23 protein-coding genes are annotated in these 24,962 nt (G+C 71.6%); 6 read left to right on the forward strand and 17 right to left on the reverse strand.

Features of this window, described 5'->3' with window-relative positions; translation table 11 throughout:
* Positions 1–23: 23 nt before the first annotated feature.
* From G9Q37_RS07530 to mltG, 5 genes are all read right to left on the reverse strand, one after another.
* Complete coding sequence (locus G9Q37_RS07530) at positions 24–842, reverse strand: TatD family hydrolase (protein ID WP_166231072.1); 819 nt, start codon at positions 840–842, stop codon at positions 24–26.
* Positions 843–911: 69 nt separating this feature from the next.
* A complete protein-coding gene (locus G9Q37_RS07535) occupies positions 912–1,277 on the reverse strand; it encodes a PilZ domain-containing protein (protein WP_166226602.1) in 366 nt (121 codons plus the stop codon).
* A 94-nt stretch (positions 1,278–1,371) separates the two neighbouring features.
* A complete protein-coding gene (locus tag G9Q37_RS07540) occupies positions 1,372–2,382 on the reverse strand; it encodes a DNA polymerase III subunit delta' (RefSeq protein WP_166226603.1) in 1,011 nt (336 codons plus the stop codon).
* Positions 2,379–3,029, reverse strand: a complete 651-nt coding sequence (tmk, locus tag G9Q37_RS07545) for a dTMP kinase (protein WP_166226604.1) — start codon at positions 3,027–3,029, stop codon at positions 2,379–2,381. The genes G9Q37_RS07540 and tmk overlap by 4 nt, the downstream gene beginning before the upstream one ends.
* Before the next feature lie 5 nt (positions 3,030–3,034).
* Complete coding sequence (mltG, locus tag G9Q37_RS07550; protein ID WP_166226605.1) at positions 3,035–4,042, reverse strand: endolytic transglycosylase MltG; 1,008 nt, start codon at positions 4,040–4,042, stop codon at positions 3,035–3,037.
* A gap of 136 nt (positions 4,043–4,178) precedes the next feature.
* Here mltG and ygfZ point away from each other — a divergent pair, with 136 nt between their 5' ends.
* Both ygfZ and G9Q37_RS07560 read left to right on the forward strand, forming a co-directional pair.
* Complete coding sequence (ygfZ, locus tag G9Q37_RS07555) at positions 4,179–5,114, forward strand: CAF17-like 4Fe-4S cluster assembly/insertion protein YgfZ (RefSeq protein ID WP_166226606.1); 936 nt, start codon at positions 4,179–4,181, stop codon at positions 5,112–5,114.
* 6 nt (positions 5,115–5,120) lie between these two features.
* The gene (locus G9Q37_RS07560) at positions 5,121–5,954 is read left to right on the forward strand and encodes an NRDE family protein (protein WP_166226607.1); all 834 of its coding nucleotides are present in this window, start codon (positions 5,121–5,123) and stop codon (positions 5,952–5,954) included.
* On the opposite strand, the gene G9Q37_RS07565 is transcribed toward G9Q37_RS07560, so the two are convergent.
* Both G9Q37_RS07565 and G9Q37_RS07570 read right to left on the reverse strand, forming a co-directional pair.
* Positions 5,941–6,807, reverse strand: a complete 867-nt coding sequence (locus G9Q37_RS07565; RefSeq protein ID WP_166226608.1) for a YbgC/FadM family acyl-CoA thioesterase — start codon at positions 6,805–6,807, stop codon at positions 5,941–5,943. The two genes, G9Q37_RS07560 and G9Q37_RS07565, sit on opposite strands and share 14 nt — an antisense overlap.
* A 1-nt stretch (position 6,808) precedes the next feature.
* On the reverse strand, positions 6,809–7,795 hold the full coding sequence (locus G9Q37_RS07570) for an alpha/beta hydrolase (RefSeq protein ID WP_240936563.1): 987 nt from the start codon (positions 7,793–7,795) through the stop codon (positions 6,809–6,811).
* Positions 7,796–7,880: 85 nt separating this feature from the next.
* Here G9Q37_RS07570 and G9Q37_RS07575 point away from each other — a divergent pair, with 85 nt between their 5' ends.
* Positions 7,881–9,020: an iron-containing alcohol dehydrogenase gene (locus tag G9Q37_RS07575; protein WP_166226609.1), complete on the forward strand. Its 1,140-nt coding sequence runs from the start codon at positions 7,881–7,883 to the stop codon at positions 9,018–9,020.
* Positions 9,021–9,113: 93 nt separating this feature from the next.
* Positions 9,114–11,300: a winged helix-turn-helix domain-containing protein gene (locus G9Q37_RS07580; protein WP_166226610.1), complete on the forward strand. Its 2,187-nt coding sequence runs from the start codon at positions 9,114–9,116 to the stop codon at positions 11,298–11,300.
* Here the strand turns inward: G9Q37_RS07580 and trhO are convergent.
* From trhO to G9Q37_RS07605, 5 genes are all read right to left on the reverse strand, one after another.
* Positions 11,249–12,238, reverse strand: coding sequence for an oxygen-dependent tRNA uridine(34) hydroxylase TrhO (trhO, locus tag G9Q37_RS07585; protein WP_166226611.1), 990 nt, complete (start codon positions 12,236–12,238; stop codon positions 11,249–11,251). The two genes, G9Q37_RS07580 and trhO, sit on opposite strands and share 52 nt — an antisense overlap.
* A gap of 42 nt (positions 12,239–12,280) precedes the next feature.
* Complete coding sequence (locus G9Q37_RS07590; protein ID WP_166226612.1) at positions 12,281–13,375, reverse strand: patatin-like phospholipase domain-containing protein; 1,095 nt, start codon at positions 13,373–13,375, stop codon at positions 12,281–12,283.
* Positions 13,376–13,421: 46 nt separating this feature from the next.
* On the reverse strand, positions 13,422–14,285 hold the full coding sequence (locus tag G9Q37_RS07595) for an HDOD domain-containing protein (RefSeq protein WP_166226613.1): 864 nt from the start codon (positions 14,283–14,285) through the stop codon (positions 13,422–13,424).
* A 76-nt stretch (positions 14,286–14,361) separates the two neighbouring features.
* Positions 14,362–15,189 carry an HDOD domain-containing protein gene (locus G9Q37_RS07600; RefSeq protein WP_166226614.1) on the reverse strand — a complete coding sequence of 276 codons (828 nt, stop codon included), beginning with the start codon at positions 15,187–15,189 and terminating at the stop codon, positions 14,362–14,364.
* 130 nt (positions 15,190–15,319) lie between these two features.
* Positions 15,320–17,632, reverse strand: a complete 2,313-nt coding sequence (locus G9Q37_RS07605) for a Tex family protein (RefSeq protein WP_166226615.1) — start codon at positions 17,630–17,632, stop codon at positions 15,320–15,322.
* A 237-nt stretch (positions 17,633–17,869) separates the two neighbouring features.
* On the opposite strand from G9Q37_RS07605, the gene G9Q37_RS07610 reads away from it, so the two are divergent.
* On the forward strand, positions 17,870–18,805 hold the full coding sequence (locus G9Q37_RS07610) for a response regulator (protein WP_166226616.1): 936 nt from the start codon (positions 17,870–17,872) through the stop codon (positions 18,803–18,805).
* A gap of 9 nt (positions 18,806–18,814) precedes the next feature.
* Entirely contained in the window at positions 18,815–19,843 is a 1,029-nt protein-coding gene (locus G9Q37_RS07615; RefSeq protein WP_166226617.1) for a DUF72 domain-containing protein, read from the forward strand.
* Here G9Q37_RS07615 and G9Q37_RS07620 read toward each other — a convergent pair whose 3' ends face one another.
* The 5 genes from G9Q37_RS07620 to G9Q37_RS07640 form a co-directional block, all read right to left on the reverse strand.
* On the reverse strand, positions 19,844–20,749 hold the full coding sequence (locus tag G9Q37_RS07620; protein WP_166226618.1) for an SDR family oxidoreductase: 906 nt from the start codon (positions 20,747–20,749) through the stop codon (positions 19,844–19,846).
* Positions 20,750–20,778: 29 nt separating this feature from the next.
* Positions 20,779–21,234, reverse strand: a complete 456-nt coding sequence (locus G9Q37_RS07625; RefSeq protein WP_240936565.1) for a GNAT family N-acetyltransferase — start codon at positions 21,232–21,234, stop codon at positions 20,779–20,781.
* On the reverse strand, positions 21,231–22,169 hold the full coding sequence (locus G9Q37_RS07630; protein ID WP_166231081.1) for a glutathione S-transferase family protein: 939 nt from the start codon (positions 22,167–22,169) through the stop codon (positions 21,231–21,233). Before G9Q37_RS07630 ends, G9Q37_RS07625 begins: the two co-directional genes overlap by 4 nt.
* A gap of 25 nt (positions 22,170–22,194) precedes the next feature.
* Entirely contained in the window at positions 22,195–23,844 is a 1,650-nt protein-coding gene (locus G9Q37_RS07635) for an isovaleryl-CoA dehydrogenase (RefSeq protein WP_166226619.1), read from the reverse strand.
* A 91-nt stretch (positions 23,845–23,935) separates the two neighbouring features.
* Positions 23,936–24,952: an NADP-dependent oxidoreductase gene (locus G9Q37_RS07640; RefSeq protein ID WP_166226620.1), complete on the reverse strand. Its 1,017-nt coding sequence runs from the start codon at positions 24,950–24,952 to the stop codon at positions 23,936–23,938.
* Between the last annotated feature and the right edge of the window lie 10 nt (positions 24,953–24,962).

Consider the following 24,962-nt stretch of genomic DNA (forward strand, 5'->3'; position numbering starts at 1 on the left):
GTTTTTCACGCAGAACATGAGGTTTATTCGGCGCCCGTGGCGGGCCGCACGCGGTTGAAAAGGCGCAGGAAATTGGCGGTCGAGGCCTCGGCCACGCGTTCCACGCTCACGCCGTGGATCTCGGCCACCTGCTGCGCCACGTGCGGCACCAGCGCGGGGGTGTTGGTCTTGCCGCGGTGGGGCACCGGGGCCAGGTAGGGGCTGTCGGTCTCGATCAGCAGCCGGTCCAGCGGCACCAGGCGCGCGGTGTCGCGCAGCTCGGCGGCGTTGCGGAAGGTCAGGATGCCCGAGAACGAGATGCAGAAGTCGAGGTCGAGCGCGGCGCGGGCCACAGCCGCGGTTTCGGTGAAGCAGTGGAACACGCCGCGCGCGTGGGGCAAGTCGCCGGCGCCGCCGAAGCCGCCCTCCTCGCGCAGGATCGCCAGCGTGTCGTCCGAGGCCGAGCGCGTGTGGATCACCAGCGGCAGGTCGGTCTGGCGCGCGGCGCGGATGTGCACGCGAAAGCGCTCGCGCTGCCATTCCATGTCGGCCAGGGTGCGCTCGCCCAGGCGGTAGTAATCGAGCCCGGTTTCGCCGATGCCCACCACGCGCGGCCGCGCCGCGCCGGCCAGCAGGTCATCGAGCGTGGGCTCGCGCACGTCTTCGTTGTCGGGGTGCACGCCCACGGTGGCCCACAGGCGGTCGTGTTCGAGGGCGAGCCGGTGGACGGTGTCGAACTCTTCGAGCGTGGTGCAGATGCACAGCGCACGGTCCACGCGCGCGGCGCTCATGGCGTCGAGGATCTGGGGGAGCTGGCTGTGCAGCTCGGGAAAGCTCAGGTGGCAGTGCGAGTCGGTGAACATCGGGGAATGATCCATGAAAAACGCCTCGCGGCCCGGGGCGGCGAGGCGTTGTCCTGAAGGCGCGCGAGGTCAGAGCGTCTGCGTCTGGCGGTCGGAAGCCAGGCTGGTGCCCAGGATTTCTTCGATCTTGATCTTGAGCTGGCGGGATTTTTCGTCCGACGGGAAACGGATGCCCACGCCCTGGGTGCGGCCGCCCTGTGCCTTGGCGGGCGTGACCCAGGCCACCTTGCCGGCCACCGGGTAGCGCTGCGGGTCGTCGGGCAGGCTCAGCAGCACGTACACGTCGTCACCCAGGCGGTAGTCGCGCGACGAGGGGATGAAGATGCCGCCATCGGCGAACAAGGGCACGTAGGCGGCGTAGAGCGCGGCCTTCTCCTTGATCGAGAGCTGAATCACGCTCGGACGGGCCGCAGCGGTGCTCGGATTGGTACTCATGGGGGTAGTTTAAAGGCTCGGCTCCGGGGCATTGCGGGGATTCAAGCCGCAGACCCGGGCCTTGTCTCGGCACTGGGTCACGATCGGACACGTTTCAACGACGGGCGGCGTTCAGGGCTTCGCGGGCGCGTGCGGCCCAGGCCTCTTGCAGCAGCCCGGGCTGGTAGGGGTGTTCGACGCTGCGCGCCGCCAGCAGCAGCTCGCGCGACCACAGGGCCAGCACCCGCCAGGGCGGCGGCGGCGGCAGGTGCTCCTGCGGAAAGAAGCGCGACGGCGCGCCGGCCGCGCGCGCCATGAGGTCGTGGCAGAGCTTTTGCAGCACGTCGAGCTGGGCCGCGGGTGGGTGTTCGGCCAGCGCGCTCCAGTCGCCGCGCGCCAGCGACTGCGGCAGCTTGAGCCACTGCTCGGGCGTGAGCCCGCTGCGCGACAGCGTCAGCGCCATGTCGGGGCGTCCGCCCGAGGCGTGCCACCAGGCAAACGCCGCCGCGGCGTTCAGGCCGCCCTGGGCCTGCAGCCAGGCCATGCCCTCTTCGGCCCCGGGCCAGCCCAGTTGCACGGTCTGGCAGCGGCTGCGGATCGTGGGCAGCAACTGGTGCGCGGCCTCGGTGGCGAGCACGAAGCGCACGCCGGGCGCGGGCTCTTCGAGTGTCTTGAGCAAGGTGTTCGCGGCCTCGATGTTGAGGCGGTCGGCCGGGTAGACCATGACCACCTGCTGGCCACCGCGCGCGCTGGTGGTCTGCGTGAAGGCCACGGCCTGCCGTGCGGCCTCGACGCGGATGAAGCGGCTGGGCTTGCGCTTTTTCTCGTCGATCTCGCGCTGTTCGCTCTCGCCGAGCGGCCAGCCCAGCGTGAGGCACAGGGTTTCGGGCATCAGCACGCAGAGGTCGGCATGGGTGCGCACGTCGATGGCGTGGCAGCTCGTGCATTCGCCGCAGGCGCCTTGCGGGCCGGGCCGCTCGCACAGCCAGGCGCGCGCCAGCGCCAGCGCCAGCTCGTACTGGCCCAGACCCGAAGGGCCCGCGAGCAGCACCGCGTGCCCGCGCTGGGCGAGCACCGCCTGCAGCTGGGCCTGCAGCCAGGGGGCGAGAACCGCCGGGGCGCTCATGGGGGTGACAGCCAGCCGCGCTGGACGAAAGCCTGATGCACCGCGAGGGCCACGGCTTCGCGCGGCTGGTCGGCGTCGATGCGCGCGAAGCGCCCGGGGTGCTGCACCGCGCGCGCCGCATAGCCCTGCGCCACGCGTTCGAAGAAGGCCTGCGGCTGGGATTCGAAGCGGTCGGGCACGCGCGCAGCCACCAGGCGTTCGGCGGCCACGGCCGCGGGCAGGTCGAACCACACCGTGAGGTCGGGCTGACGAAGCCCGCCGCCCTCGCCCTGCTGCACCCAGCGTTCGAGCTGGCCGAGCACCGCGAGGTCGAAGCCGCGGCCATGGCCCTGGTAGGCGAAGGTGGCGTCGGTGAAGCGGTCGCAGAGCACCACGGCGCCCTCGGCCAGCGCGGGCTCGATCACCTGCACCAGGTGGTCGCGCCGCGCCGCGAACACCAGCAGGCTTTCGCACAGCGGGTCCATGGGGTCGTTGAGCACGAGGGCGCGCAGCTTCTCGGCCAGCGGCGTGCCGCCGGGCTCGCGCGTGAGCACCACGCGCCGTCCCCGGGCTTCGAAGGCGCGTGCAAGGGCCTCGATGTGCGTGGACTTTCCCGCGCCATCGATGCCTTCGAACGTGATGAACAGACCGGCTGAGGTGAGGGTCATGCGGATCAGCGGCCCAGCTGGAAGCGGCGCACCGCTGCGTTGTGTTCCGGCAGCGTGGCACTGAACTGGCTGGAGCCGTCGCCGCGCGCGACGAAATACAGCGCACTGGTTCTGGCCGGTTGAACGGCCGCCATCAGCGAGGCCATGCCGGGCAGCGCGATCGGCGTCGGCGGCAGGCCGGCGCGGGTGTAGGTGTTGTAGGGCGTGTCGGTGCCGAGGTCGGCACGGCGCAGGTTGCCATCGAAGCGATCGCCCAGGCCGTAGATCACGCTGGGGTCGGTCTGCAGCCGCATGCCGATGCGCAGCCGGTTGCTGAACACGCCGGCCACGCGGGCGCGGTCGGCGTCGCGGCCGGTCTCCTTCTCGATGATGCTCGCGAGGATCAGGGCTTCTTCGGGTGAGCGCAGCGGCGACGAGGGGTCGCGTTTCTCCCAGGCCTGGGCCAGGCGCTGGTCCATGGCCCGCGCCGCCTGGCGCAGCACGCTGGAGACAGGGGCGTTCTTGACCACCCGGTAGGTGTCGGGAAAGAAACGGCCCTCGGGGTGCACGCCAGGCAGGCCCAGGCGCTCCATCACCTGCTCCAGGCTCAGGTCCTTGAGGTCGTTCGTGAGGTCGGGCGATTCGCGCAGGGCGTCGATCGCCTGGCGCGCCGTGAGGCCTTCGATGATCTGGGCGTTGCGCAGCGCCTGCTCGCCGCGCACGAGCTTGCCCAGCAGTTGCCGCGGGGTGGTGCCCGGCGCGATCTCGTACACGCCGGCCTTGATCTCGCGCGAGTCGCCCGAGAGCCGGAACCAGGCGAACAGCAGGTCGGGCATCACGTCGACCCCCGCGTCCGCGATGCGTTGCGCCGACTGCCGCGCCGAACTGCCAGGCGGGATCTCGAAGACCAGCGGCGCCTCGGCGCTGGCCGACGCGGGCAGCGTGAGCGGCTTGAGCACCCACCATTGGCCCAGCATGTAGGCGATGCCGAGCAGCAGCAGCGGGTAGACCACCAGGATTCGGAAAACGCGCATCGAGAACTTGTTGTCGGCAGGGAAAATGCGCCGGGCAGCGACGGCGTGCGAAGCCCGTCATGATAATTCGCACGCCCGATCAGTCCTGCGGCGGTCCCCGCCACCGATCACGGACTTTCCACCCCTCATCGAACGCATGACCACCCTTCCCGCCCCCGACACCGCCCGCCCCGCGCCGACCGCCCTGCATGGCGCCGCCGCCCTGCCCTCGCTGGGCGTGATCGCCGCGGAAGGCGAGGAGGCGACCCGCTTCCTGCAAGGCCAGCTCACGCAGGACTTTGCCCTGCTCGGCCTGTCCGAGGCGCGGCTGGCAGCCTTCTGTACGGCCAAGGGCCGCATGCTCGCGAGCTTCGTGGCCTTCAAGCGCGCACACGACCGCGTGCTGCTGGTGTGCAGCCGCGACCTGCTCGCGGCCACGCTCAAGCGGCTGCAGATGTTCGTGTTGCGCGCCAAGGTGAAGCTCAGCGACGCGAGCGAGGCGCACGCCGTGTACGGCCTGGCGGGCGATGCCGTGCCGGCCGCCCTGCCCGCCAGCCCCTGGAGCCAGTGGGCCGACGGTGAGGCGAACCTGGTGCGCCTGTACCCCGCCGATGGCACGCCGCGCGCGCTCTGGGTGGGCCCGGCCGGCAGCGCCCCTGCGGGGCAGGCGCTCGACCCCGCGCGCTGGGCCTACCTCGATGCCGCCAGCGGCGTGGCCACGCTCACCCAGCCCGTGGTCGAGGCCTTCGTGCCCCAGATGCTCAATTACGAGTCGCTCGGCGGCGTGAACTTCAAGAAGGGCTGTTACCCGGGCCAGGAGGTGGTGGCGCGCAGCCAGTTCCGCGGCACGCTCAAGCGCCGCGCCTACGTGGTGCAGGCCAGCGCGGCGGTGCAGGCGGGCCAGGAGGTGTTCCACCCGAGCGACGCCGAGCAGCCCACCGGCACCGTGGTGCAGGCCGCGCCCGATCCCGCGGGCGGCTGGCGCGCCATCGTGTCCATGCAGACCAGCTCGGGCGATGGCCAGCCGCTGCGCGCGGGCGAGGCCCGCCTCACGGTGCTGCCCCTGCCTTATCCCCTGGCCGACGACATCTGACGCGCCATGTGCCTGATCGCCTTCGCGATCGATGCCGCCGCCGACTGCCCGCTGCTGGTGGCGGCCAACCGCGACGAGCATTTCGCGCGACCGACCGCGCCGCTGCAGCGCTGGCGCCTCGAGGGCGGCGCCGACGTGGTCGCGGGCCGCGACCTGCGCGAGGGTGGCACCTGGATGGGCCTCACGCCCGGCGGCCGCGTGGCCTGGCTCACCAACGTGCGCCAGCCCGGCCTGGAGCGCGGCGACCGCAGCCGCGGCGAACTGGTCTCGCGCTGGCTGGACTCGCGCGCCGACGCCGAGGGTTTCGCCGACGGTCTGGAAGCCGAGCGCTACGGCGGCTTCAACCTCGTGGTGGGCGACCTGCGCCGCGGCCGCTGGCACTGGTTGAGCAACCGCGACCCCGCCCAGCCGCACGCCCCCCCGTCCGAGACACAGGCGGTGCGGCTGCACCTCGCGCCGCTGTCCGCGGGCGTGCACACGCTGTCCAACGCCACGCTCGACACGCCCTGGCCCAAGGCCCGGCGGCTGGCCGAGGCGCTGCGGCAGGCGCTGGCCGAACCCCATGCGGCCGAGCCGGTGCTGGCCGATGCCCTCACAGACACCCGTCACGCCGACGACGCCGAGCTGCCGCAATCGGGCGTGCCGCTGGCGATCGAGCGGGCGCTGTCCAGCCCCTTCGTGCGCATGCCCGAGCGCCGCTACGGCACGCGCAGCAGCACCCTGCTGCGCTGGCACTCGAGCGGCGTTCTGCAGGTGGACGAATGGACCCACGGCCCCGGCAGCGATCGGCCCGTGCTCGCGGCCGATCGGCACCGGCGCGAGGCCTTCACAGTGGCTTGACCATCTCCAGGTGCTCGATGCCGGCCTCCTGGAACGGCTCGCCGCGCGCCTGAAAGCCCAGCCGGTCGTAGAAGCCCACCGCGCTGCGCTGCGCATGCAGCACCACCTCGCGGTCGCCGCGCGCGCGCGCCGCTTCCATCAGCGCGAGCAGCACGCGCCGGCCAACGCTGCTGCCGCGCAGCACGCGGTGCACCGCCATGCGGCCGATCTTGCCCACACCCGGTTCGGCCTGCAGCAGCCGGCCCGTGCCCACCACCTGGCCCAGACGGTTGCGTGCCACGGCATGCACGGCGGTGGCGTCGGCCGCGTCCATCTCGAGTTCGAGCGGGATGCCCTGCTCCTGCACGAACACCGCGCGCCGCAGGCCGGCCGCGCCGTCACCGAGCTGGTCCCAGCTGCCGACCTGCAGTTCGAGCACGTCCTCGCGCGCCTCGAAGGCCTGAAGCAGCTCGCGCAGCGCGGCCGGCACCGGCCGTGAGGTCTGCGTGGCCGGGTCGGCGAACACGTAGACCAGCTCACCGCTGATGAGGTGCTCGTCGCCGCGGAAGATGGCCCCGTGAAAGCTCAGCGAACTGTTGCCCACGCGCGAGCATTTGAGCGCCACGTCGAGCTGGTCGTCCATGCGCGCCGAGGCGTGGAATTCCACCGTGGCCTTCACGACGTACAGGTCGCCGCCCAGGCTGGCCATGCCTTCTTCGTACGGCATGCCCAACGCGCGCCAATAGTCGGTGATGGCGGTGTCGAAGTACATCAGGTAGTGCGCGTTGAACACGATCTTCTGCATGTCCACCTCGGCCCAGCGCACGCGCAGGCGGTGGAACAGGCGGAAGTCCTGGCGTTGGTGTTGCGGCATGTCAGGCTTCTCCGGAAAAGGCGCGGCGCAGCGCGCGCGCCGCGTCGTGGTGGGCTTTGAGGGCTTCGGGAATGGCGCGGCCGAACTGGATGAAGCCGTGCACCACGCCCGCGTAGATCTCGAGATCGACCGGCACGCCCGCGAGCCGCAGGCGGTCGGCGTAGGCAATGCCCTCGTCGGTGAGCGGATCGCACTCGGCCAGGCCCACCCAGGCCGGCGCCACGCCCTCGAGGTCGCGTGTCTGGCCGTCGGCGTCGCGGCCGTCGAGCGGGGCAAAACGCCAGTCGTCGCGGTCACGCGCGTCGCGCAGGTAATGGCCGAAGAAGTAGCTGATCTGCGGTTCGTCCAGCAGGTAGCCATGCGCGAAGCTGTGGTGCGAGGGCGTGTCCTGGTGGCCCGCGCAGCCCGGGTAGAACAGCAGTTGCAGCGCCAGGGTCTGACCGGCATCGCGCGCGGCGATCGCGGTCACGGCGCTCAGCGTGCCGCCGGCACTGTCCCCGCCCACCGCGATGCGGGCCGCGTCCAGCCCGAGCGCCGCGGCCTGAGCGCGCAGCCATTGCAGGCTGTCCCAGGCGTCGTGCACCGCGGTCGGAAACTTCGCATCGGGGGCCAGGCGGTAGTCGACCGACACCACCGCGCAGCCCGCGCCGTGGGCCAGGGTGCGGCACAGCGGCTCGTGCGTGGCCACGCTGCCGATGGTGAAGCCGCCGCCATGGAAGTAGAGCAGGACCGGCAGGGCCGCATCGGCCTCGGGCGCATAGAGCCTGGCGGGCAGGCGTGCGCCGTCGCGCGTGGAAATCTCGAGTGCGGTCTCGCGCGGCAAGGGTGCGGGCCGCACGTCGAGCACGCCCGCGCTTTGCGCGTAGGCCGCGCGCGCCTCGTGGGGCGCGAGGGTGTGGAACGGCGGGTAGCCGGCGCGCTCGATGCGCTCGATGAGGCCGCGCATGGCCGGCGTGAGCCGATGGCGCGGTGGACGGGGGTGGGACATGCGTGCTTTGTCTTTTGGGCGACCGCCTTCGCGGGCGGCTTGCCTATAGTGCGCGGCGAAGCCCGAAACATAACCGGAGACACCCATGCCCCAGATCCTGTACGTGACAAACATCGTCATCGACTTCGGCGCGCTGGCCCAATTGCAGGCCGAGTGCGAGCGCATCGGCATGGGCCGGCCGCTGGTGGTGACCGATGCCGGCGTGAAGGCCGCGGGCCTGCTCGATCGTCTGCTGGCGGCCCTGCCGGGCCTGCGGCCCGTGGTGTTCGACCAGACCCCGTCCAACCCCACCGAGGCCGCGGTGCGCGCCGCGGCCGATCTGTACCGCTCGCAAGGCTGCGACGGCCTGATCGCGCTCGGCGGCGGCAGCGCCATCGACTGCGCCAAGGGCGTGGCCATTGCGGCCACACACGAAGGCCCGCTCAAGACCTACGCCACCATCGAAGGCGGCTCGCCCAGGATCACGGCCGCCGTGCCGCCGCTGATCGCGGTGCCCACCACCGCAGGCACCGGCAGCGAGGTCGCGCGCGGCGCCATCATCATCGTGGACGACGGCCGCAAGCTCGGCTTCCACAGCTGGCACCTGGTGCCCCGCACCGCCCTGCTCGATCCCGAGCTCACGCTGGGCCTGCCGCCGCTGCTCACGGCGGCCACGGGCATGGACGCCATCGCCCATTGCATGGAGACCTTCATGAGCGCGGCTTTCAACCCGCCGGCCGACGGCATCGCCCTCGACGGGCTGCGCCGCGGCTGGGCCCACATCGAGCGCGCCACCCGCAACGGCAACGACCGCGAGGCCCGCCTGAACATGATGAGCGCGAGCATGCAGGGCGCCATGGCGTTCCAGAAAGGCCTGGGTTGTGTGCACAGCCTCAGCCACAGCCTGGGTGGCATCAACCCCCGCCTGCACCACGGCACGCTCAATGCCGTCTTCCTGCCCGCGGTGATCGGCTTCAACGCCGCCACCGAATCGATGCAGAAAGAGCAGCGCCTCCAGCGCATGGCCGAGGCCATGGGTCTTGGATCCATCGGCGATGTGGCCGAGGCCGTGCGCGATATGGGCGCGCGGCTCGGCCTGCCGCCGGGGCTGCGCGCCATGGGCGTGGACCCGGGCGTGTTCGATCGCGTGATCGACGGCGCGCTGGCCGATCACTGCCACAAGACGAATCCCCGCCTGGCCACGCCCGAGGACTACCGCGAGATGCTCGAAGCGTCCTGGACCTGATTCACTTTTGACGTACATATCACCCCCCTAGATCACGAAAAACTGACGACTTTGGCAGTGCTTTAATCGCCTTTTCAGGTGAGGAAAGCCGTCATGCCCAAGCACAGCAATGGGGGCAGCGCGAGGCGCTGGCGCGATGCCCGCGACGCCGCGTCCCACGACGCCGCGTGGACCGCGGAAGAGTTCCGCTTCGGCGCGTTCGTGCTGCGCACGGACCGCCGCGAACTCCGATGCGAAGACATCGTGCGGCCCATGGAGCGGCGCTGTTTTGATCTCCTCGTCTACCTCCTGCGCCACGCCGGCCGTGTCGTGAGCAAGGAAGAGCTGCTCGACAACGTCTGGTCGAACCGCTTCGTGACCATGTCGGTGATCGCCCAGAGCGTGCTCAAGGTGCGCAAGGCACTGCGCCTGGCCGACGGCACCGACGGGCCATTGCGCACCGTGCACCGGGTGGGCTACCGCGTGGTGGGCGAGGTGCTGCACCGGCGCATCGAGCCCGCCGAGCTGCAGGCACCCTCGGGGGCCAAGGCCTGGAGCTGGGAAGAGCCCCGGCTGCGCAACATGCCCGGCGCGCCGGCCTGGCTGCCGTCGGCATTGGGCGCGTTCGGCGCCTGGGCCCTCAACAGCCACGGCATCGCCATCCACGGCACACCGCCCGAGCGCGGGCCGTTGCGCCCGCCCGAAGCGCGCTGCGAGGTGGCGCCAGGGCCCCAGGGGTTTGACGCCTGCCTCGACCTGCTCATCGAACCCTCATCGCCGGTGCGCCTGCGCGCGAGTTCGTCCTCGCCGTTCCAGGCGGTGTGGCGCGCGGCCGAGTCGGCGGCCTGGCTGGTGCGCCTGCAAGACATGCTTGCGAGCCCGTCCGACGCCTCTGAAGACATGCGCTGGGAGCGCCTGGCCTCGCTGTCGCACGCCACGCCGCCCACCCTGGGCGACGGCGGGCCCACGCTGTCCAGTGTTTGGACCATGCCGCTCGTGCAGTCCACGCCGGCCCAGCAGGCCGATCTGGTGATGGAGGCCGCGTGGCGCGGCGACCCGGCGGCGCTTTCGCAGGCGCTGCAGCTGCGCGACCAGGCCCACGCCACGGGCGACTCCGACACCGAGTCCTGGGCCGATCTCGCGGCCGCCCAGGCCGAATGGCACCGGGGCGACACCCGCGGCGTGGCCGCACGCGTGCAGCGCGCCATGGCCCGGCTCGCACGGCCGCACTGGCCGGTGCGGGCGCAGCGCGCGGCCGCGGTGGCCGCGCACCTGTTGTGCGCCACGCAATCGGTGGTGGACACGCCCGACTGGTGGCGTCAGGCCCTGCTGTCGCGCGACGTGGTGCCGACCTCCGCGGCGCGCCGCTGGTGGCTGTTGTCGCAGCTCGAGCACCGCCTGAGCGGCGGTGAAGTGGTCGAGCTCGCGGGCATCGAGCGCCTGGACGCCAGCATCGACGCCCTCGTCGCCACCGACGGGCTGCAGGCCCTGCTGCTCAACCTGTGCGGCATGCTCCGCGCCGAAGACGGTGAACTCAACCTCGCCTGGCAGCGCATGAAGCGGGCCCACGAACTGGCCCAGCGCTGCGGCTGGACGGGCATCCGCCCGCTGTGCCTGCTCACGCTGGGCGACCTCAGCGCACGCCTGGGCGAACACCCCACGCTCGACGCCTGCGTGGCCACGCTCGGGGCCGACCCCGCGCGCGACGAGCCGCGCCCGCAGGCCGTGCTCGCCTGGCTGCAGGCGCGGCGGCTGGCGCTGCACGCCCAGCACGCGAACGCCCTCCCCCTGATCGAAAAGGCCTGGCCCGCGCTCTCTCAGGCCGGCATCTGGTTCCGCGACGACGCCTGGCTGTTCGCGATCGACACCGCGCTGCAGGCCCGCTCGCGCCACGCGCTCATGCGCTGGCGCGGCCTGCTGCAGGCCCCCGAGGGCCCGACGGGACGATCGCGCACCGCGCTGCTCACGGCCGTCAACGCCTCGCTGGCCCTGCTCGAAGGCGACCCGGTGCGTGCGCAGGCGCTGATGGTGAGCGCCTGGCGCGGTGCCCCGCCCTCCACGGCCAAGCGGCTGCTGGCCATGGCCGCAGCCTCGGCCGCGCGCTGGCTGAGCGCGCCCCAGCCCGAGGTGTGTGAACAGGCCCTGTTGCACGCGGGCGCCTGGCTCAAGCTGTCGCCCGCGGGGCGCCGCCTGCGGCAGGTGCTGGGTGATCGGCCCGGCGAGGCCACGGCCGCGCGCGCGGGTGCGTCTCAGTCGGTCGGCGAGTCGGACGCCGACGCGTTCTGGGTCTGGGCCGCTTGAGGCGGCGGAGGCAGCGGCACGGCCGAGCCGATGTGCGGGCGGCCGCGGCGGCGCGCCAGCTCCACCTGGCGGTGGCGCTCGGCCAGCCGGGCCCGATCCTCGTCGCTGCGCTGGGCGTGGCAGTGCGGACAGCTCACCCCTTCCTGGTACAGCGGTGAACGGCGGTCCTCGTCGCTCAGCGGCCAGCGGCAGGAGCGGCACAGCGACGAGGCCCCGGGCCTGAGGCCATGGCCAACGCTCACGCGCTCGTCGAACACAAAACACTCGCCCTGCCAGCGGCTCTGCTCGGGCGGGACCTCTTCGAGGTACTTGAGAATGCCGCCCTCGAGGTGGTAGACGGACTCGAAGCCCTGCATCCGGAGCAGCGCGGTGGACTTCTCGCAGCGGATGCCCCCGGTGCAGAACATGGCGACGCGGGTCTTCTTGTCGGCCTGCAGCGCCTGCTGCTGCGCGAGCCAGGCCGGCAGTTCGGTGAAGCTGCGGATGCCCGGGTTGATCGCGCCCTCGAAGCTGCCGATCTTGACCTCGTAGTCGTTGCGCGTGTCGATGAGCAGCACGTCGGGCTGGCCGATCAGCGCGTTCCAGTCGGCCGGCTTCACGTACTCACCCACGGTGCGCGTGGGATCGAGCCCGGGCACGCCCAGCGTCACGATCTCGCGCTTGAGGCGCACCTTGAGGCGGTGGAACGGCGGCGTGGGCGACCACGATTCCTTGTGCTGAAGCCGCGCCAGGCGCGGGTCGCGGCGCAGCCAGTCGAGCACGGCGCGCACGCCCGCCTCGGGGCCGGCGATGGTGCCGTTGATGCCTTCGCGCGCCAGCAGCAGCGTGCCCTTGACGCCGTGCGAGGCGCACAGCGCCTGCAGGGGCTCGCGCCACTCGGCGTGGTCGGGCAGGTCGACGAACTGGTAGAGGGCGGCGGTGAGGTAGGCGGCGGTCACGGCGCGATTATCCCGCCCGGCAGGCCGCGGGCCGGGCGCGGTTCAGAGCGCTTCGACGCGCGACGGGTCGGGGCGCGCCAGCCACTCGCCCAGCTCGTCGGCCAGTTGCTGCGCGGCCTTCACGGCGGCCTGCCACACCGCCACGCGCGCGCCCAGGTCCTGGCCGTAGCGCTGGAAGTCGGTTCGGTCGGGCAGCTTGCCGTTGGGCAGCGTGCGCACCCAGGCCGGGTCGGGCGCGAGCACCAGCATGTGGTCGAGCGCGTCGCTGCTGCGGTGGCGCCGCTTCCAGGCCTTGTCGAGCCAGCCCGGCACCACCGCCTTCTGGAAGTGCGGGTAGAGCACGATCGGGGCCTCGGGCCTGGCGTGGTAGCGCAGGTGCAGGTGGTAGTCGGTGATGCCGCCGTCCCAGTAGGTGCCCTGGGGCGCGCCGGGGATGTCGGCCACGGGCCGCAGCACGAAGGGAATGGAGCAGCTCGCCTGCATGGCGGGCATGAAGTTGCCCGGGCCGAGCGGGATCTGGCGCGTGCGCAGGTCCTGCGTGCCGAAGGGCAGCGCGCTCACGCCGCCCAGTGGCGCATCGGGCGCTGAAAACACCACGCGCTCCATCCAGCCGCCCAGGGCCCGGCGGTGCAGCGCGTTGGCCGCGAAAGCGCCCATGTAGCCCAGCGGCGTGCGCCAGCGGCCGTCGCGCGCCAGCAGGCGCAGCCCGCGCGAGGTCACGATGTGCAGCCGCCAGCGCGGGTGCTGCAGCACCTCGTCCACGCGCCCGCCGTAGAAGGCCTGCAGGTTGGCCGAGAAGGCCTCGCTGACCTGCTGCGCCGTGAGGCGGCGCTGGCCCGGGGGCAGCTCGAAGTGCTGGTGGATGTAGTCGTGCTCGAGCCGCTCGAGCGCGGCCACCGGGTCGCGCAGGCAGGCCGTGCCCATGCGCCAGGCGCCGATGGAGGCGCCGATGAGGTGGATGGTCTGGGGCGCATCGCGCAGCCAGTGGCCGAACAGCAGCCGGTCGATGGGCCCGAGGATCAGGCCCTTGGGGCCGCCGGCGGCGGCCGGGATCACGCCCACATGGTCGGGGCGCAGGCCGTGGTCTCGCAGGTGTTGCAGGGCCAGGGGCCCGGCGTAGAGGCGCAGTGCTCGCATGGCGCGGATTGTCCGCGAGCCGCGGGCCTGCCGTCGGGGCCGCTGCTCAGTGCGCGACCGAATCCTTGTTGTTTGCGGCCGCGGGTTCTTCGGGCTCGTCGAAGTCGGTCTCGCGCGAGATCGAGGGAATGCGGTCGGCGACCACGGTGTCGGGGTCGATGCCCAGCACCAGGCCCACGGGATCGGGGTAGGTGTTGATCAGCAGCTCGCCGCGCATGTCCTGCTCCTCGGCGCGCGCGCGCCACGAGGCGATGTGGATCACGCCCGCGATCGGCTCGTACACGTCGTTGTCGAACGGCGCGGTCTGGTGTTCGATGGCGTTGATCATGCGGCGCGGGAACTTCCATTCGCGCGCCAGCGCGGCCCCCACCTCGGCGTAGCTGTAGCCGAACAGGCTGCGCTCGGCGCGGGCGCGCTTGAGGTCGAGCATGGGCACGGCGCGATCGAGCTCGATCATGGCCTCGGGCATGCCCACGTGCATCACGAGCTCGCCCACGCCGTGGATCAGGCCCGCGGTGAAGGCGGTGTTCTCGTCGATGCGGATCGGCAGCGCGATGTAGCGCGCCAGGTTGGCGGCATTGAGGCTGTAGCGCCAGAACTGGTTGAGGTTGACGCCACCGACGGTGTGGAAGCCTTCGCCCAGGGCGCTGGCCACGACCAGGGCGCGCACCTTGATCAGGCCCAGGATGTTCATGGCCTCGCGCGCATTGGTCACGTTGCGCGACAGACCGAAGAAGGCCGAGTTGGCGGTCTTGAGCAGCTTGGCCGTGAGCACCGGGTCTTCTTCGATCAGCGAGGCCACGCGCATCGGGTCCACGTCGGGCTGCTCGAAGGTGTCGATCAGCTGGCGCACGACCTTGGGGACCGACGGTAGGGCCTGAGGTTGCTTGAGGAGCTTTTCGAGGTTCATGGCAGTACCCGCAATTGAAGTGTGACCTGTTGCCTGCTTTATCGATGGACGGCAGGAGAACTTGAGGACTTTCGATTCAATCCACGAAGGCCGCGAGCGCGTCCTCGAACGACCACTCCTCGGGGTCCTTGCCCAGCACCGCGCCCAGATCGAGACCGAGCGAGATGCCGACCATGTCCGGGAAGGTCGCGGCCAGACCGCTGTCGTCGAGCTGGATCTCTTCGGCGCGCGCGCGCCACGAGGCCAGGTGCAGCACGCCCGCCAGCGGCTCGTAGACCTCGCCCTCGAAGGGCTCGGTCTGGTGCTTGAGCGCATTCACGATGGCTTCGGGGAAGTTCCAGCGCTCCACCATGCCGGCACCCACCTCGGCGTAGGTGTAGCCAAAACGGTTGCGTTCGGCGCTTGCGCGCTGCAGGTCCAGCGGCGGCGTGCCCATGTCGAGCGGACCGATGTCGTCGGGCATGGCGATGTGCATCACCAGATCGCCGATGGCGTGGATCAGGCCCGCGGTGTAGGCGTTGGCCTCGTTCAGGCGCAGCAGGCCCGCGAGCGACTTCGAGATGTCGGCCGCGCGCAGGCTGTAGCGCCAGAATTGCGGCAGGTTCACCCCGGGCACGTTCTTGAAGCTCGAGCCCAGCGCGGCCGCCATCACCAGCGAGCGCACGTGGGTCATGCCCAGCATGGCCACGGCCTCGTGGGCGTCGCCGATCTTGCGGCTGGCGCGAAAGAACGAGGAGTTGGACAGGCGCAGCACGCGCGTGGTCAGCGAGGGGTCCTGGGCGATCAGCTCGCCCACGCGGCGCGGGCTCGGATCGTCCTTGTTCATCTCCGACATGAGATCGGCGACGGTGCGCGACATCGCGGGCAAGGCGCCCGGGTAATTGAGCAGGGCTTGTAAGTCCATGGATTGACGCGCGAAGAGACCAGGAATTTCTTCCTGGGTCATCGGCAGATCGCGGCCGGACTTGATGGGGATTTGCCTACCGTCCAGCCGCCTGGCAGCGCCGTCTGTGCCCGCGCGGCGGGCCCCGCCCTCAGCGCTTGAGCTTCGCGAAGGCCGAGGCCATGGCCGACGGGGCCGCCGGCTCCTGGCGCCCGCGCCCGCCGCCGCGCGCCGGCTCGAAGCGGTTGTCGCGCGGGCCGTCGCCGCGCCGCGCGGGCATGGCGTCGAGCTTCATGGTGAGCGAGATGCGCTTGCGCGCCGCGTCCACCTCGAGCACCTTGACCTTCACGATGTCGCCGGTCTTCACGACCTCGCGCGCGTCGTTGACGAACTTGTGGCTGAGCTGGCTCACGTGCACCAGGCCGTCCTGGTGCACGCCCAGGTCGACGAAGGCGCCGAACTGGGCCACGTTGCTCACCGTGCCCTCGAGCACCATGCCCTCGCGCAGGTCGGCGATGTCTTCCACGCCCTCGTTGAAGCGCGCCACCTGGAAGTCGGGCCGCGGGTCGCGGCCGGGCTTCTCGAGCTCCTTGAGGATGTCCTTGACGGTGATCACGCCCACCGTCTCGTTGGCGAACAGCTCGGGGCGCAGCCTGCCCAGCATGTCGGCGCGGCCCAGCAGCGACTGCACGGGCTGGCCGGTGGTCTCGATGATCTTCTGCACCACCGGGTAGCTCTCGGGGTGCACGCCGGTCATGTCGAGCGGGTTGTCGCCGTCGCGGATGCGCAGGAAGCCCGCCGATTGTTCGAAGGTCTTGGCGCCCAGGCCGCTCACCTCGAGCAGTTGCTGGCGGCTGCGGAACGCGCCGTGCGACTCGCGCCAGCGCACCACCGCCTTGGCCACCGCGCCCGACAGGCCCGACACGCGCGAGAGCAGCGGCACGCTCGCGGTGTTCAGGTCCACGCCGACCGCGTTCACGCAGTCTTCCACCACCGCGTCGAGTTGGCGCGCGAGCTCGCTCTGGTTCACGTCGTGCTGGTACTGGCCCACGCCGATGCTCTTGGGGTCGATCTTCACCAGCTCGGCGAGCGGGTCCTGCAGGCGGCGCGCGATGCTCGCGGCGCCGCGCAGGCTCACGTCCACATCGGGCATTTCCTGGCTCGCGAACTCGCTGGCCGAGTACACCGACGCGCCCGATTCGCTCACCACCACCTTCTGCGCGCCCGGGTGGCGCTTGAGCAGGTCGGCCGCGAGCTTGTCGGTCTCGCGGCTCGCGGTGCCGTTGCCGATGGCGATGAGCTGCACGCCGTGCTTCGCGCACAGCTGGCCCAGGGTGTGCAGCGCGCCGTCCCAGTCGCGGCGCGGCTCGTGCGGGTACACCGTGGCCGTGTCCACCAGCTTGCCGGTGGCGTCCACCACCGCCACCTTCACGCCGGTGCGGATGCCCGGGTCCAGGCCCATCACCACCTTGGGGCCGGCCGGTGCGGCCAGCAGCAGGTCGCGCAGGTTGTTGCCGAACACCTGGATCGCCACCGCCTCGGCGCTCTCGCGCAGGCGCGCGAACAGGTCGCGCTCGCTGGAGAGGCTGAGCTTGACGCGCCAGGTCCAGGCCACGCACTTGCGCAGCAGGTCGTCGGCCCGGCGGCCCTGGTGGCGCCAGCCCAGGTGCAGGGCGATGCGGCCTTCGGCCAGGCTGGGCTGGCCGGGCACCGCCTCTTCGGGCAGGGTCAGCTTGGCGTCGAGCAGTTCGAGCGTGCGGCCGCGGAACACCGCGAGCGCGCGGTGCGAGGGCACGCGCGCGATCGGCTCGCTGTAGTCGAAGTAATCGCGGAACTTGGCGACCTCGGGCGCGTTTTGATCCTTGCCCGCCACGAGCTTGCTGGTGAACAGGCCCTCGGCCCAGAGCCATTCGCGCAGCGCCTTCACGAGCGTGGCGTCTTCGGCCCAGCGCTCGGAGAGGATGTCGCGCACGCCGTCGAGCACGGCGGCGGTGGTGGTGAAGTCGCTGCCGTCCTCGCCCTTCTCGGCCTTCACGTAGGCCGCGGCTTCGGCCGCGGGGTCGAGCGTGGGGTCGGCCCAGAGCGCGTCGGCCAGCGGCTCGATGCCCGCTTCGCGCGCGATCATGCCCTTGGTGCGGCGCTTGGGCTTGTAGGGCAGGTACAGGTCTTCGAGCTCCTGCTTGGTCGGCACGGCCTCGATCGCGGCGCGCAGTTCGGGCGTGAGCTTGCCCTGCTCCTCGATGCTCTTGAGCACCGTGGCGCGGCGGTCTTCGAGCTCGCGCAGGTAGGCCAGCCGGCCGTCGAGTTCGCGCAGCTGCACGTCGTCGAGGCCACCGGTGGCTTCCTTGCGGTAACGGGCGATGAAGGGGACGGTGGCGCCACCGTCGAGCAGGTCCACGGCGGCCTGCACCTGGGATTCGCGGACCTTCAGGTCCTGCGCGATCTGCGCAACGATCTTCTGCATGTCTCGGGTCGAAGCGGTGGCGGCCGACGGCGGGGCCGGCCGGCCACGGGGAAAGCGCGCGAGTGTGCCACAGCACCCGCGGCCCGCCATTCGAAAACGCCCGGGCGCGGCGGTCGCGGCAAGCCCCGGCGCGGGCCGGGCACTTGTTCACGCGCAGCGGTCCGAAATACTGCCGTAGCAGTATCCGGAGGGCCGTATGCCCTGCCTAGCATCCCGCGGTTTCAGCCACCGCCCGCCATGAAATCCCACGCGTTGCCCAAAGTGCTGTGTGTCGACGACGAGCCTGCCCTGCTGCGCGCGCTGCGCTGGCAATTGAGCCGGGAATTCGAAGTGGCCGTGGCCTCGGACGGCGCGCAGGCGCTGGCGCTGCTGCGCGGCGACCGCTTCGACGTGATCCTGTCGGACCAGCGCATGCCCGGCATGAGCGGCACCGAGTTCCTGCAGCAGGCCAAGGTGCTGTCGCCCCATTCCGTGCGGCTCTTGCTCACCGGGTACGCCGATTTCAACGCGGTGGTGGCCGCGATCAACGAGGGCGATGTGTTCCGCTTCATCAGCAAACCCTGGGACACCCAGAAGCTGCTGCAGGCCGTGCAGGAGGCCGCGCGGCTGGCGCGCATGAGCCGCATGGGCTGGAGCGATTTCCAGGCCACCGCACCCGACACGCTCGCCGAGCACTTGCCCGAGCTGCTGCTGGTGCAGGCCGATGCGGCGCTGGCCGCGCTTTGCCAGGACGCCTGCGAGGGCCTGGCCCGCCCCCTGGCGGCCGACGACGCCGCCGATGCGCTCACGCTGCTGGCCCAGCGCCGCGTGGCCGTGGTGCTCGTGCAGCAGGTGCCCCTGTCGGGCGACACCGCGGCCCTGGTGCGCGCGCTGCGGCGGCGCCAGCAGCGCCCGGCGGTGGTGGTCTGCAGCGCCTCGCAGGACGCGCTGGGCCTGCAGCACCTGATCAACGAAGGCCTGATCCACCGCTTCGTCACCCTGCCCACCACCCGCGACAGCCTGCGCCGCGCGATCGAGGGCGCGCTGCAGCGCCACCGGCCGGTGGCCGTGCCGTTGCCGGAGCCCGAGCCCGACGAGGCCGCTGGTGGTCCCGATTCCGTGCCGCCGGCGGCCAGCGCCCGGCCAGGCTGGCGCGAATGGCTGGTACGCTGGCGTGCCCCGGGCCGGCGATGATCGCGCCCGATGCAGAACCCGCTGTTCCCCGATCCCGATGCGCCGCCGCCGGCGCCCGCCCGCGGCGTGCAGCCCGCTGAGCACGGGCCGGCGCTGCGCACGCTCGCCCAGGCCCTGCCGCCGCGGCTGCGCCTGGGCAGCTCCTCGTGGAGCTACCCGGGCTGGGCCGGCATCGTGTGGGCGCGCGAGTACGCCGAGTCCACGCTGGCCCGGCAGGGCCTGTCGGCCTACGCGCAGCACCCCTTGCTGCGCACCGTGGGCATCGACCGCGGCTTCTACCGCCCGCTCACCGAGGCCGAGTACGCGCGCTACGCGGCCCAGGTGCCGGCGGACTTCCGCTTCGTGGTGAAGGCCCCGGCCCTGGTGACCGACGCGCTGGTGCGTGGCGAAGACGGCCAGGGCCGCCAGCCCAACCCGCTGTTCCTCGACCCGGCGGCGGCCGTGCAGGCCTTCGTGCAGCCCGCGCTCGCGGGCCTGGGCGAGCGCACCGGCCCCCTGGTGTTCCAGCTCAGCCCCCTGCCTTTCGCGCAGCTGCAACGCCTGCCGCACGTGCTCGAGCGCCTGCGCGCGCTGCTCCAGGCGCTGCCCGACGTGCGCAGTGCCACGCCCGATGGCGTGATCGCGGTCGAGGTGCGCAACCCCGAATGGCTGTCGCCCGAGGTCGCGCCCGCGCTGGCCGCGGTGCTGCGCGACAGCGGCGCCACCTACTGCCTGGGCCTGCACGCCAAGATGCCGCGCCTGGCCGAACAGCTGCCGCTGCTGCGTGCGCTCTGGCCGGGGCCGCTGGTGTGCCGCTGGAATCTCAACCCGCTGCACGGCGCGTACGGCTATGAAGACGCGCAACGCGAGTACGCACCCTACGACCGCATCCACGACGTGGACGAAGACACGCGCGCGCTGCTGGTGCGCACGCTGCGCGGCGTCACGGGCGCGGGGCAGAACGCCTTCGTCACCATCAGCAACAAGGCCGAAGGCTGCGCGCCGCTGTCGGCGCAGGCGCTGGCCGAGGCACTGGCCGGGGCGCCCGCGCGGGGCTGATCAGCCGGCGCGCAGCGCCTGGCGCAGTTGCTCGCCCACCTCGGGCCGCTCCAGGAAAGGGTCGGGCGGGTTGGTGGCGTTCACGATGGCCTCCATGCGCGAGCGCACGTTGCCCAGCGCCCGGGGGTGGCTGAAGATGTAGAAGCGGTCCTCGCGCAGCGCGTCGAACACGCGGCCGGCCACCTCGGCCGCCGTGACCTTGCCCGAGCTCACGGCCTTGTCGGTCATGGCCTGGCCGATCAGCTGGCTGCGGGTGGGCTTCTCGTCGGCCAGTTCGGCGGGCTTGTTGCGGTGGCTCTGACTGATGCCCGTGGGCACAAAGTACGGGCACAACACGCTCGCGCCGATCTGGTCGGTGACCAGGCGCAGGTCCTGGTAGAGCGTTTCGCTGAAGGCCACCACCGCGTGCTTGGCCACGTTGTAGATGCCCATGTTGGGCGGGGTGAGCAGGCCCGCCATACTCGCGGTGTTCACGATGTGGCCGCGCCACTGCGGGTCGGCCTTGGCGGCGGCCAGCATCATCGGGGTGAACAGTCGCGTGCCATGGATCACGCCCCACAGGTTCACGCCCAGCACCCACTCCCAGTCCTTGACCGAGTTCTCCCAGATCATGCCGGCCGAGCCCACGCCTGCGTTGTTGAAGACGAAGTGCGGTGCGCCGAAGGTGGTGTGCACGTCGCGCGCCAGGGCATCCATCTGCGCGGCGTCGGACACGTCGACGCGGCGCGCCAGCACCTTCACGCCCGCGGCCTTCATCTCGGCCTCGGCGCGTTCGAGCGCGTCGGCCTGCACGTCGACCAGCACCAGGTTCATGCCCAGGCCCGCGCCGATGCGCGCGCATTCGAGCCCGAAGCCCGAGCCCGCGCCCGTGAGCACCGCGGTCCGGCCGGCAAAGTCCTGCATCATGGTTGTGTCTCCTCGTTGGGTTGTGGGGGTCAGCGGCGCAGCATCTCGATGTGGTCGATGCCGTCCTCCAGGTAGATGTCGCCATCGCGCACGAAGCCGTGCTGCTCGTAGAAGGCCTGCAGACGCGCCTGCGCGCCGATGCGGATGGGCTGCGCGCCCCAGAGCCGCTGCAGGTGCTGCACGGCCTCGCGCATGAGCACATGGCCCAGGCCGGTGCCGCGCGCGGCCGGGTCGCTCACCACGCGGCCGATGCTGGCCTCGCTGAACTTGAGGCCGGCGGGCACCAGGCGCGCGTAAGCCAGCAGGCGGCCGTCGTGCTCACCCAGCAGGTGGTGGCAGTCGGGGTCGGCGCCGTCCATGTCCTGGAACAGGCACTGCTGCTCCATCACGAAGACCTCGGTGCGCAGGCGCAGCAGCGCGTACAGCGCGTGCGGGCCCAGGTCGGCAAAGGGCAGGCAGCGCCAGCGGATGTCGGACGGGGTCAAGCCTTGATTTCCTTCAGCACATAGCCCACGCGCGGGAAGTGCACGTGCACCGAGCCCGCGCGCTCGTCGTGGCGTTCCAGGGTGTAGCGCGTGCGCGTGGCGCCCACCAGGGTGCCCTCGGTGGCCTCGGTGCCGAAGGCCTCGGCGGCCACGCTCACGCGGCTGCCCAGGGGAATGCCGTGGTCGTCCTGGAACACCTCGTCGGGCCGGATGGGCTCGGGCGTGGCCGCGTGGGCGATGCCCACGGCCTCGGTGCTGCTCAGGCGCTGCGGCCGGCCATGGCCGATGGCGGCGATGCGGTCCATCCACTCGAGCACGTCGGGCGTGGCGTCGAAGATGTCGGCCAGCACGGGGTTGAGCGTGCGCGTGAACCACAGCGGGTGGTAGGCCGCGAGGTCGGCGATGCAGGGCACCTCGCCCAGCAGGTAGGGCTGGTCGTCGAGCATGTTCGCCAGGCGGCGCAGGTAGCTGCGGTAGGCGCTGGTGCCGTCGGCCGGGCGCAGCAGCGTCATGTTCGTGCGCATGGCCGCGCGGTCGGCGGCGAAGGCCTGGCCCTCGCCGGGCGGGCGGTTGGCGAACATCGCGGCCGCGCCCTTGGGGCTGAGCGTGTAGGCCATGGAGGCCCAGAACAGCGGCGTGTCGGCCCACTGCGCGAGCGCGCGCGAGAGCCCTCGCGCGTGCGCGGGGAACAGCGGCGGCTCGGCCACGCGGTGTTCGAGCACGTCGGCGATCAGCGCGGTGTCGCAGTAGATGTCGGCGCCGATCTGCAGGATGGGCGTCTTGCGGTAGCCGCCGGTGAGCGCGATCACGTCGGGCTTGGGCATGACGGCCGGGATGTGCACGCTGTGCCAGGCCAGGCCCTTCAAGCCGAGCATGAGGCGCACCTTCTCGGCGAACGGCGACATGGGGTAGTGGTGCAGGATCAGGTCGTGCATGGTGGTGGCGTGCATGGCCGTGAGGTTAGCGCGGCAGCGCGCGCGCGAGGATGGCGTCGACCTCGGTGCCCGCGGACAGCGAGCCGAAGCTGTGGCCCCAGTGCCCGCCGATGCGGGAATCGCAGAAGGCGTGGAACACGGCCGCGGGCGCGGTCTGCGCGAGCAGCGCGGCCTGCACCGCCAGCGCCACGTCCTGGGCGAGGCGGCGCGCCTCCATTTCGGTGGCCATTTCTTCCACGCGCAGCGGCAGCCGCGCGGCCAGGTGGTCGAGCGCGGGGTGCATGCCTTTGGCGGGCGCCAGTTCGTGCGCGAGCGCGGCGGCGGCATCGGCCTTGCGGATCGCGCGCAGCAGGTCGAGCGCCATGATGTTGCCCGCGCCTTCCCAGATCGAGTTGAGCGGCATCTCGCGGTAGATGCGCGCCATGATGCCTTCGCCGCCCTCCTCCACGTAGCCATTGCCGCCCAGGCATTCCATGGCCTCCTGCGCGAAGTGGCTGCCGCGCTTGCAGATCCAGAACTTGGCCACGGGCGTGAGCAGGCGCGCCATCACGGCCTCGTGGGCGTCGTCGGGGCGGTCGAAGGCGCGCGCCAGGCGCAGCGCGAGCGCGGTGGCGGCTTCGCTTTCCAGCGCCAGATCGGCCAGCACGTTCTTCATCAGCGGCTGGTCGATCAGGAACTTGCCGAAGGCCTTGCGCTGCGTGGTGTGGTTCAGCGCGATGGACAAGGCCTGGCGCATCAGACCGCTGGTGCCCAGCGCGCAGTCCAGCCGCGTGAGCGTGCCCATGGCGAGGATCTGCGGCACGCCGCGGCCCTCCTCGCCCACCAGCCAGGCGCTGGCGCCGAGGAACTCGACCTCGGAGCTCGCGTTGGCCTTGTTGCCGAGCTTGTCCTTCAGCCGCTGGATCGCGATCGCGTTGAGCGAGCCGTCGGGCAGCACGCGCGGCAGGAACAGGCAGCTCAGGCCGCTCGCGGTCTGCGCGAGGATGAGGAAGGCGTCGCACATGGGCGCCGAGAAAAACCACTTGTGGCCCGTGACCACGAAGCGCCGGCCCCAGGCGTCCTCGCCCGCGGGCTCGGCATGCGTGGTGTTGGCGCGCACGTCGGAGCCGCCCTGCTTCTCGGTCATGCCCATGCCCATGGTGGCGCCGGGCTTGTCGCGCCAGACCTTGAGCGCCGGGTCGTAGGCGCGGCTGGTGAGCTGCGGCGCCCAGTCGCCGTAGATCGCCGCATTGCCCTGCAGCGCGGGCGTGACCGCGTAGCTCATGGAGATCGGGCACAGGATCGAGGGCTCGAGCTCGGTGAACAGCATGAAGCCGGCCGCGCGCCGCAGGTGCGCATGGCCCGTGGCCCGCGCTTCGGGCGCAAAGGCCGCGCCATGAAGGCCCGCACCCACGGCCGCGCGCATCAGCGCGTGGTAGCTCGGGTGGAACTCCACCTGGTCGATGCGTTGCCCCACGCGGCTGTGGGTCTTGAGCTGGGGCGTGAACACGTTGGCCAGGCGCGCATGGGTCTGGTACTCGGCGCTGCCCGCGAGCGCGCCGAGTTCGCGCAGCGCCGTGGTGTCGAGCCCGGGCGCGTTGAAGGCCAGCGCGGCCTGCAGCGGCCGGTTGGTCTCGAACAGGTTCACATCGGCCAGGGGCGCCGGCTGGTTGAAGACCTCGTGTGTCACGGTCATGGCATCTCCATTCGAGGGCCAGCGCGGAACCGGCTTTGCCGGGCCGCTGCTGGCGCCCCCTGGGGGGTGACGCCGCAGGCGGCGCGGGGGGTTACACCAGTTTCACGAGCTGCTTGCCGAAGTTCTTGCCCTTGAGCAGGCCCAGGAAGGCCTCGGGTGCGGCCGCGATGCCCTGGGCGATGGTCTCGCGCGGGCGCAGCTTGCCGGTGGCCACGAGCGTGCCCAGTTCCTTGAGCGCCTCGGGCCAGACCTCCATGTGCTCGCTCACGATGAAGCCCTCGACCTTGAGGCGGTTCACCAGGATCAGCGCGGGGTTGGCCAGCGGCAGCGGCTGGCCGTCGTAGCCGGCGATCATGCCGCACACGGCGATGCGGCCGAAGGCGTTCATGCGCAGCAGCACGGCGTCGAGCACCATGCCGCCCACGTTCTCGAAGTAGCCGTCGATGCCCTTGGGGCAGACCTCTTTGAGCGCCTTGGCCAGCGAGTACATGTCCTTGTGCAGCCGGTAGTCGATGCAGGCGTCGAAGCCCAGCTCCTCGACCGCGTACTTGCACTTGTCGGGCCCGCCCGCGATGCCCACCACGCGGCAGCCGCGCGCCTTGGCGAGCGCGCCGAAGGCGCTGCCGACCGCGCCCGTGGCCGCGCTCACCACCACGGTGTCGCCGGGCTGGGGGTTGATGATCTTCACCAGGCCGTACCAGGCGGTGACGCCGGGCATGCCCACGGCGCCCAGGTAGTGGCTCAGCGGCACGTGCGTGGTGTCGACCTTGCGCAGCGCGCCGGGCTGCTCGGCGTCGACCACGCTGTATTCCTGCCAGCCGCCCATGCCCACCACCTTGTCGCCCACGGCGTACTTGGGGTGCTTCGATTCGGCGACCTCGCCCACCGTGCCGCCGATCATGACCTCGCCCAGCGGCTGCGAGGCCGCGTAGCTCTTGCTGTCGTTCATGCGGCCGCGCATGTACGGGTCCAGGCTCAGGTAGTGGTGGCGCACCAGCACCTGGCCGTCCTTGAGCGCGGGCGTCTCGGTGGTCACGAGCTTGAAGTTGCCGGTGGTGGCTTCGCCCTGCGGGCGGTTGTCGAGCAGGATCTGGCGGTTCGCGGGCATGGGGGTCTCC

The organism is Hydrogenophaga crocea (assembly GCF_011388215.1).
Taxonomy (GTDB): domain Bacteria; phylum Pseudomonadota; class Gammaproteobacteria; order Burkholderiales; family Burkholderiaceae_C; genus Hydrogenophaga; species Hydrogenophaga crocea.

Excerpts from the sequence above, each read along its gene's own strand:
- G9Q37_RS07535 (WP_166226602.1), bottom strand. The coding sequence starts at position 1,277 with ATGAGTACCAATCCGAGCACCGCTGCGGCCCGTCCGAGCGTGATTCAG.
- mltG (WP_166226605.1), bottom strand. The coding sequence starts at position 4,042 with ATGCGCGTTTTCCGAATCCTGGTGGTCTACCCGCTGCTGCTGCTCGGC.
- G9Q37_RS07560 (WP_166226607.1), top strand. The coding sequence starts at position 5,121 with ATGTGCCTGATCGCCTTCGCGATCGATGCCGCCGCCGACTGCCCGCTG.
- G9Q37_RS07605 (WP_166226615.1), bottom strand. The coding sequence starts at position 17,632 with ATGCAGAAGATCGTTGCGCAGATCGCGCAGGACCTGAAGGTCCGCGAA.
- G9Q37_RS07630 (WP_166231081.1), bottom strand. The coding sequence starts at position 22,169 with ATGCACGACCTGATCCTGCACCACTACCCCATGTCGCCGTTCGCCGAG.
- G9Q37_RS07540 (WP_166226603.1), bottom strand. The coding sequence starts at position 2,382 with ATGAGCGCCCCGGCGGTTCTCGCCCCCTGGCTGCAGGCCCAGCTGCAG.
- G9Q37_RS07575 (WP_166226609.1), top strand. The coding sequence starts at position 7,881 with ATGCCCCAGATCCTGTACGTGACAAACATCGTCATCGACTTCGGCGCG.
- G9Q37_RS07580 (WP_166226610.1), top strand. The coding sequence starts at position 9,114 with ATGCCCAAGCACAGCAATGGGGGCAGCGCGAGGCGCTGGCGCGATGCC.
- G9Q37_RS07570 (WP_240936563.1), bottom strand. The coding sequence starts at position 7,795 with ATGTCCCACCCCCGTCCACCGCGCCATCGGCTCACGCCGGCCATGCGC.
- G9Q37_RS07600 (WP_166226614.1), bottom strand. The coding sequence starts at position 15,189 with ATGGACTTACAAGCCCTGCTCAATTACCCGGGCGCCTTGCCCGCGATG.
- G9Q37_RS07590 (WP_166226612.1), bottom strand. The coding sequence starts at position 13,375 with ATGCGAGCACTGCGCCTCTACGCCGGGCCCCTGGCCCTGCAACACCTG.
- G9Q37_RS07620 (WP_166226618.1), bottom strand. The coding sequence starts at position 20,749 with ATGATGCAGGACTTTGCCGGCCGGACCGCGGTGCTCACGGGCGCGGGC.
- G9Q37_RS07615 (WP_166226617.1), top strand. The coding sequence starts at position 18,815 with ATGCAGAACCCGCTGTTCCCCGATCCCGATGCGCCGCCGCCGGCGCCC.
- G9Q37_RS07640 (WP_166226620.1), bottom strand. The coding sequence starts at position 24,952 with ATGCCCGCGAACCGCCAGATCCTGCTCGACAACCGCCCGCAGGGCGAA.
- G9Q37_RS07635 (WP_166226619.1), bottom strand. The coding sequence starts at position 23,844 with ATGACCGTGACACACGAGGTCTTCAACCAGCCGGCGCCCCTGGCCGAT.
- ygfZ (WP_166226606.1), top strand. The coding sequence starts at position 4,179 with ATGACCACCCTTCCCGCCCCCGACACCGCCCGCCCCGCGCCGACCGCC.
- G9Q37_RS07530 (WP_166231072.1), bottom strand. The coding sequence starts at position 842 with ATGTTCACCGACTCGCACTGCCACCTGAGCTTTCCCGAGCTGCACAGC.
- tmk (WP_166226604.1), bottom strand. The coding sequence starts at position 3,029 with ATGACCCTCACCTCAGCCGGTCTGTTCATCACGTTCGAAGGCATCGAT.
- G9Q37_RS07565 (WP_166226608.1), bottom strand. The coding sequence starts at position 6,807 with ATGCCGCAACACCAACGCCAGGACTTCCGCCTGTTCCACCGCCTGCGC.
- G9Q37_RS07595 (WP_166226613.1), bottom strand. The coding sequence starts at position 14,285 with ATGAACCTCGAAAAGCTCCTCAAGCAACCTCAGGCCCTACCGTCGGTC.
- G9Q37_RS07610 (WP_166226616.1), top strand. The coding sequence starts at position 17,870 with ATGAAATCCCACGCGTTGCCCAAAGTGCTGTGTGTCGACGACGAGCCT.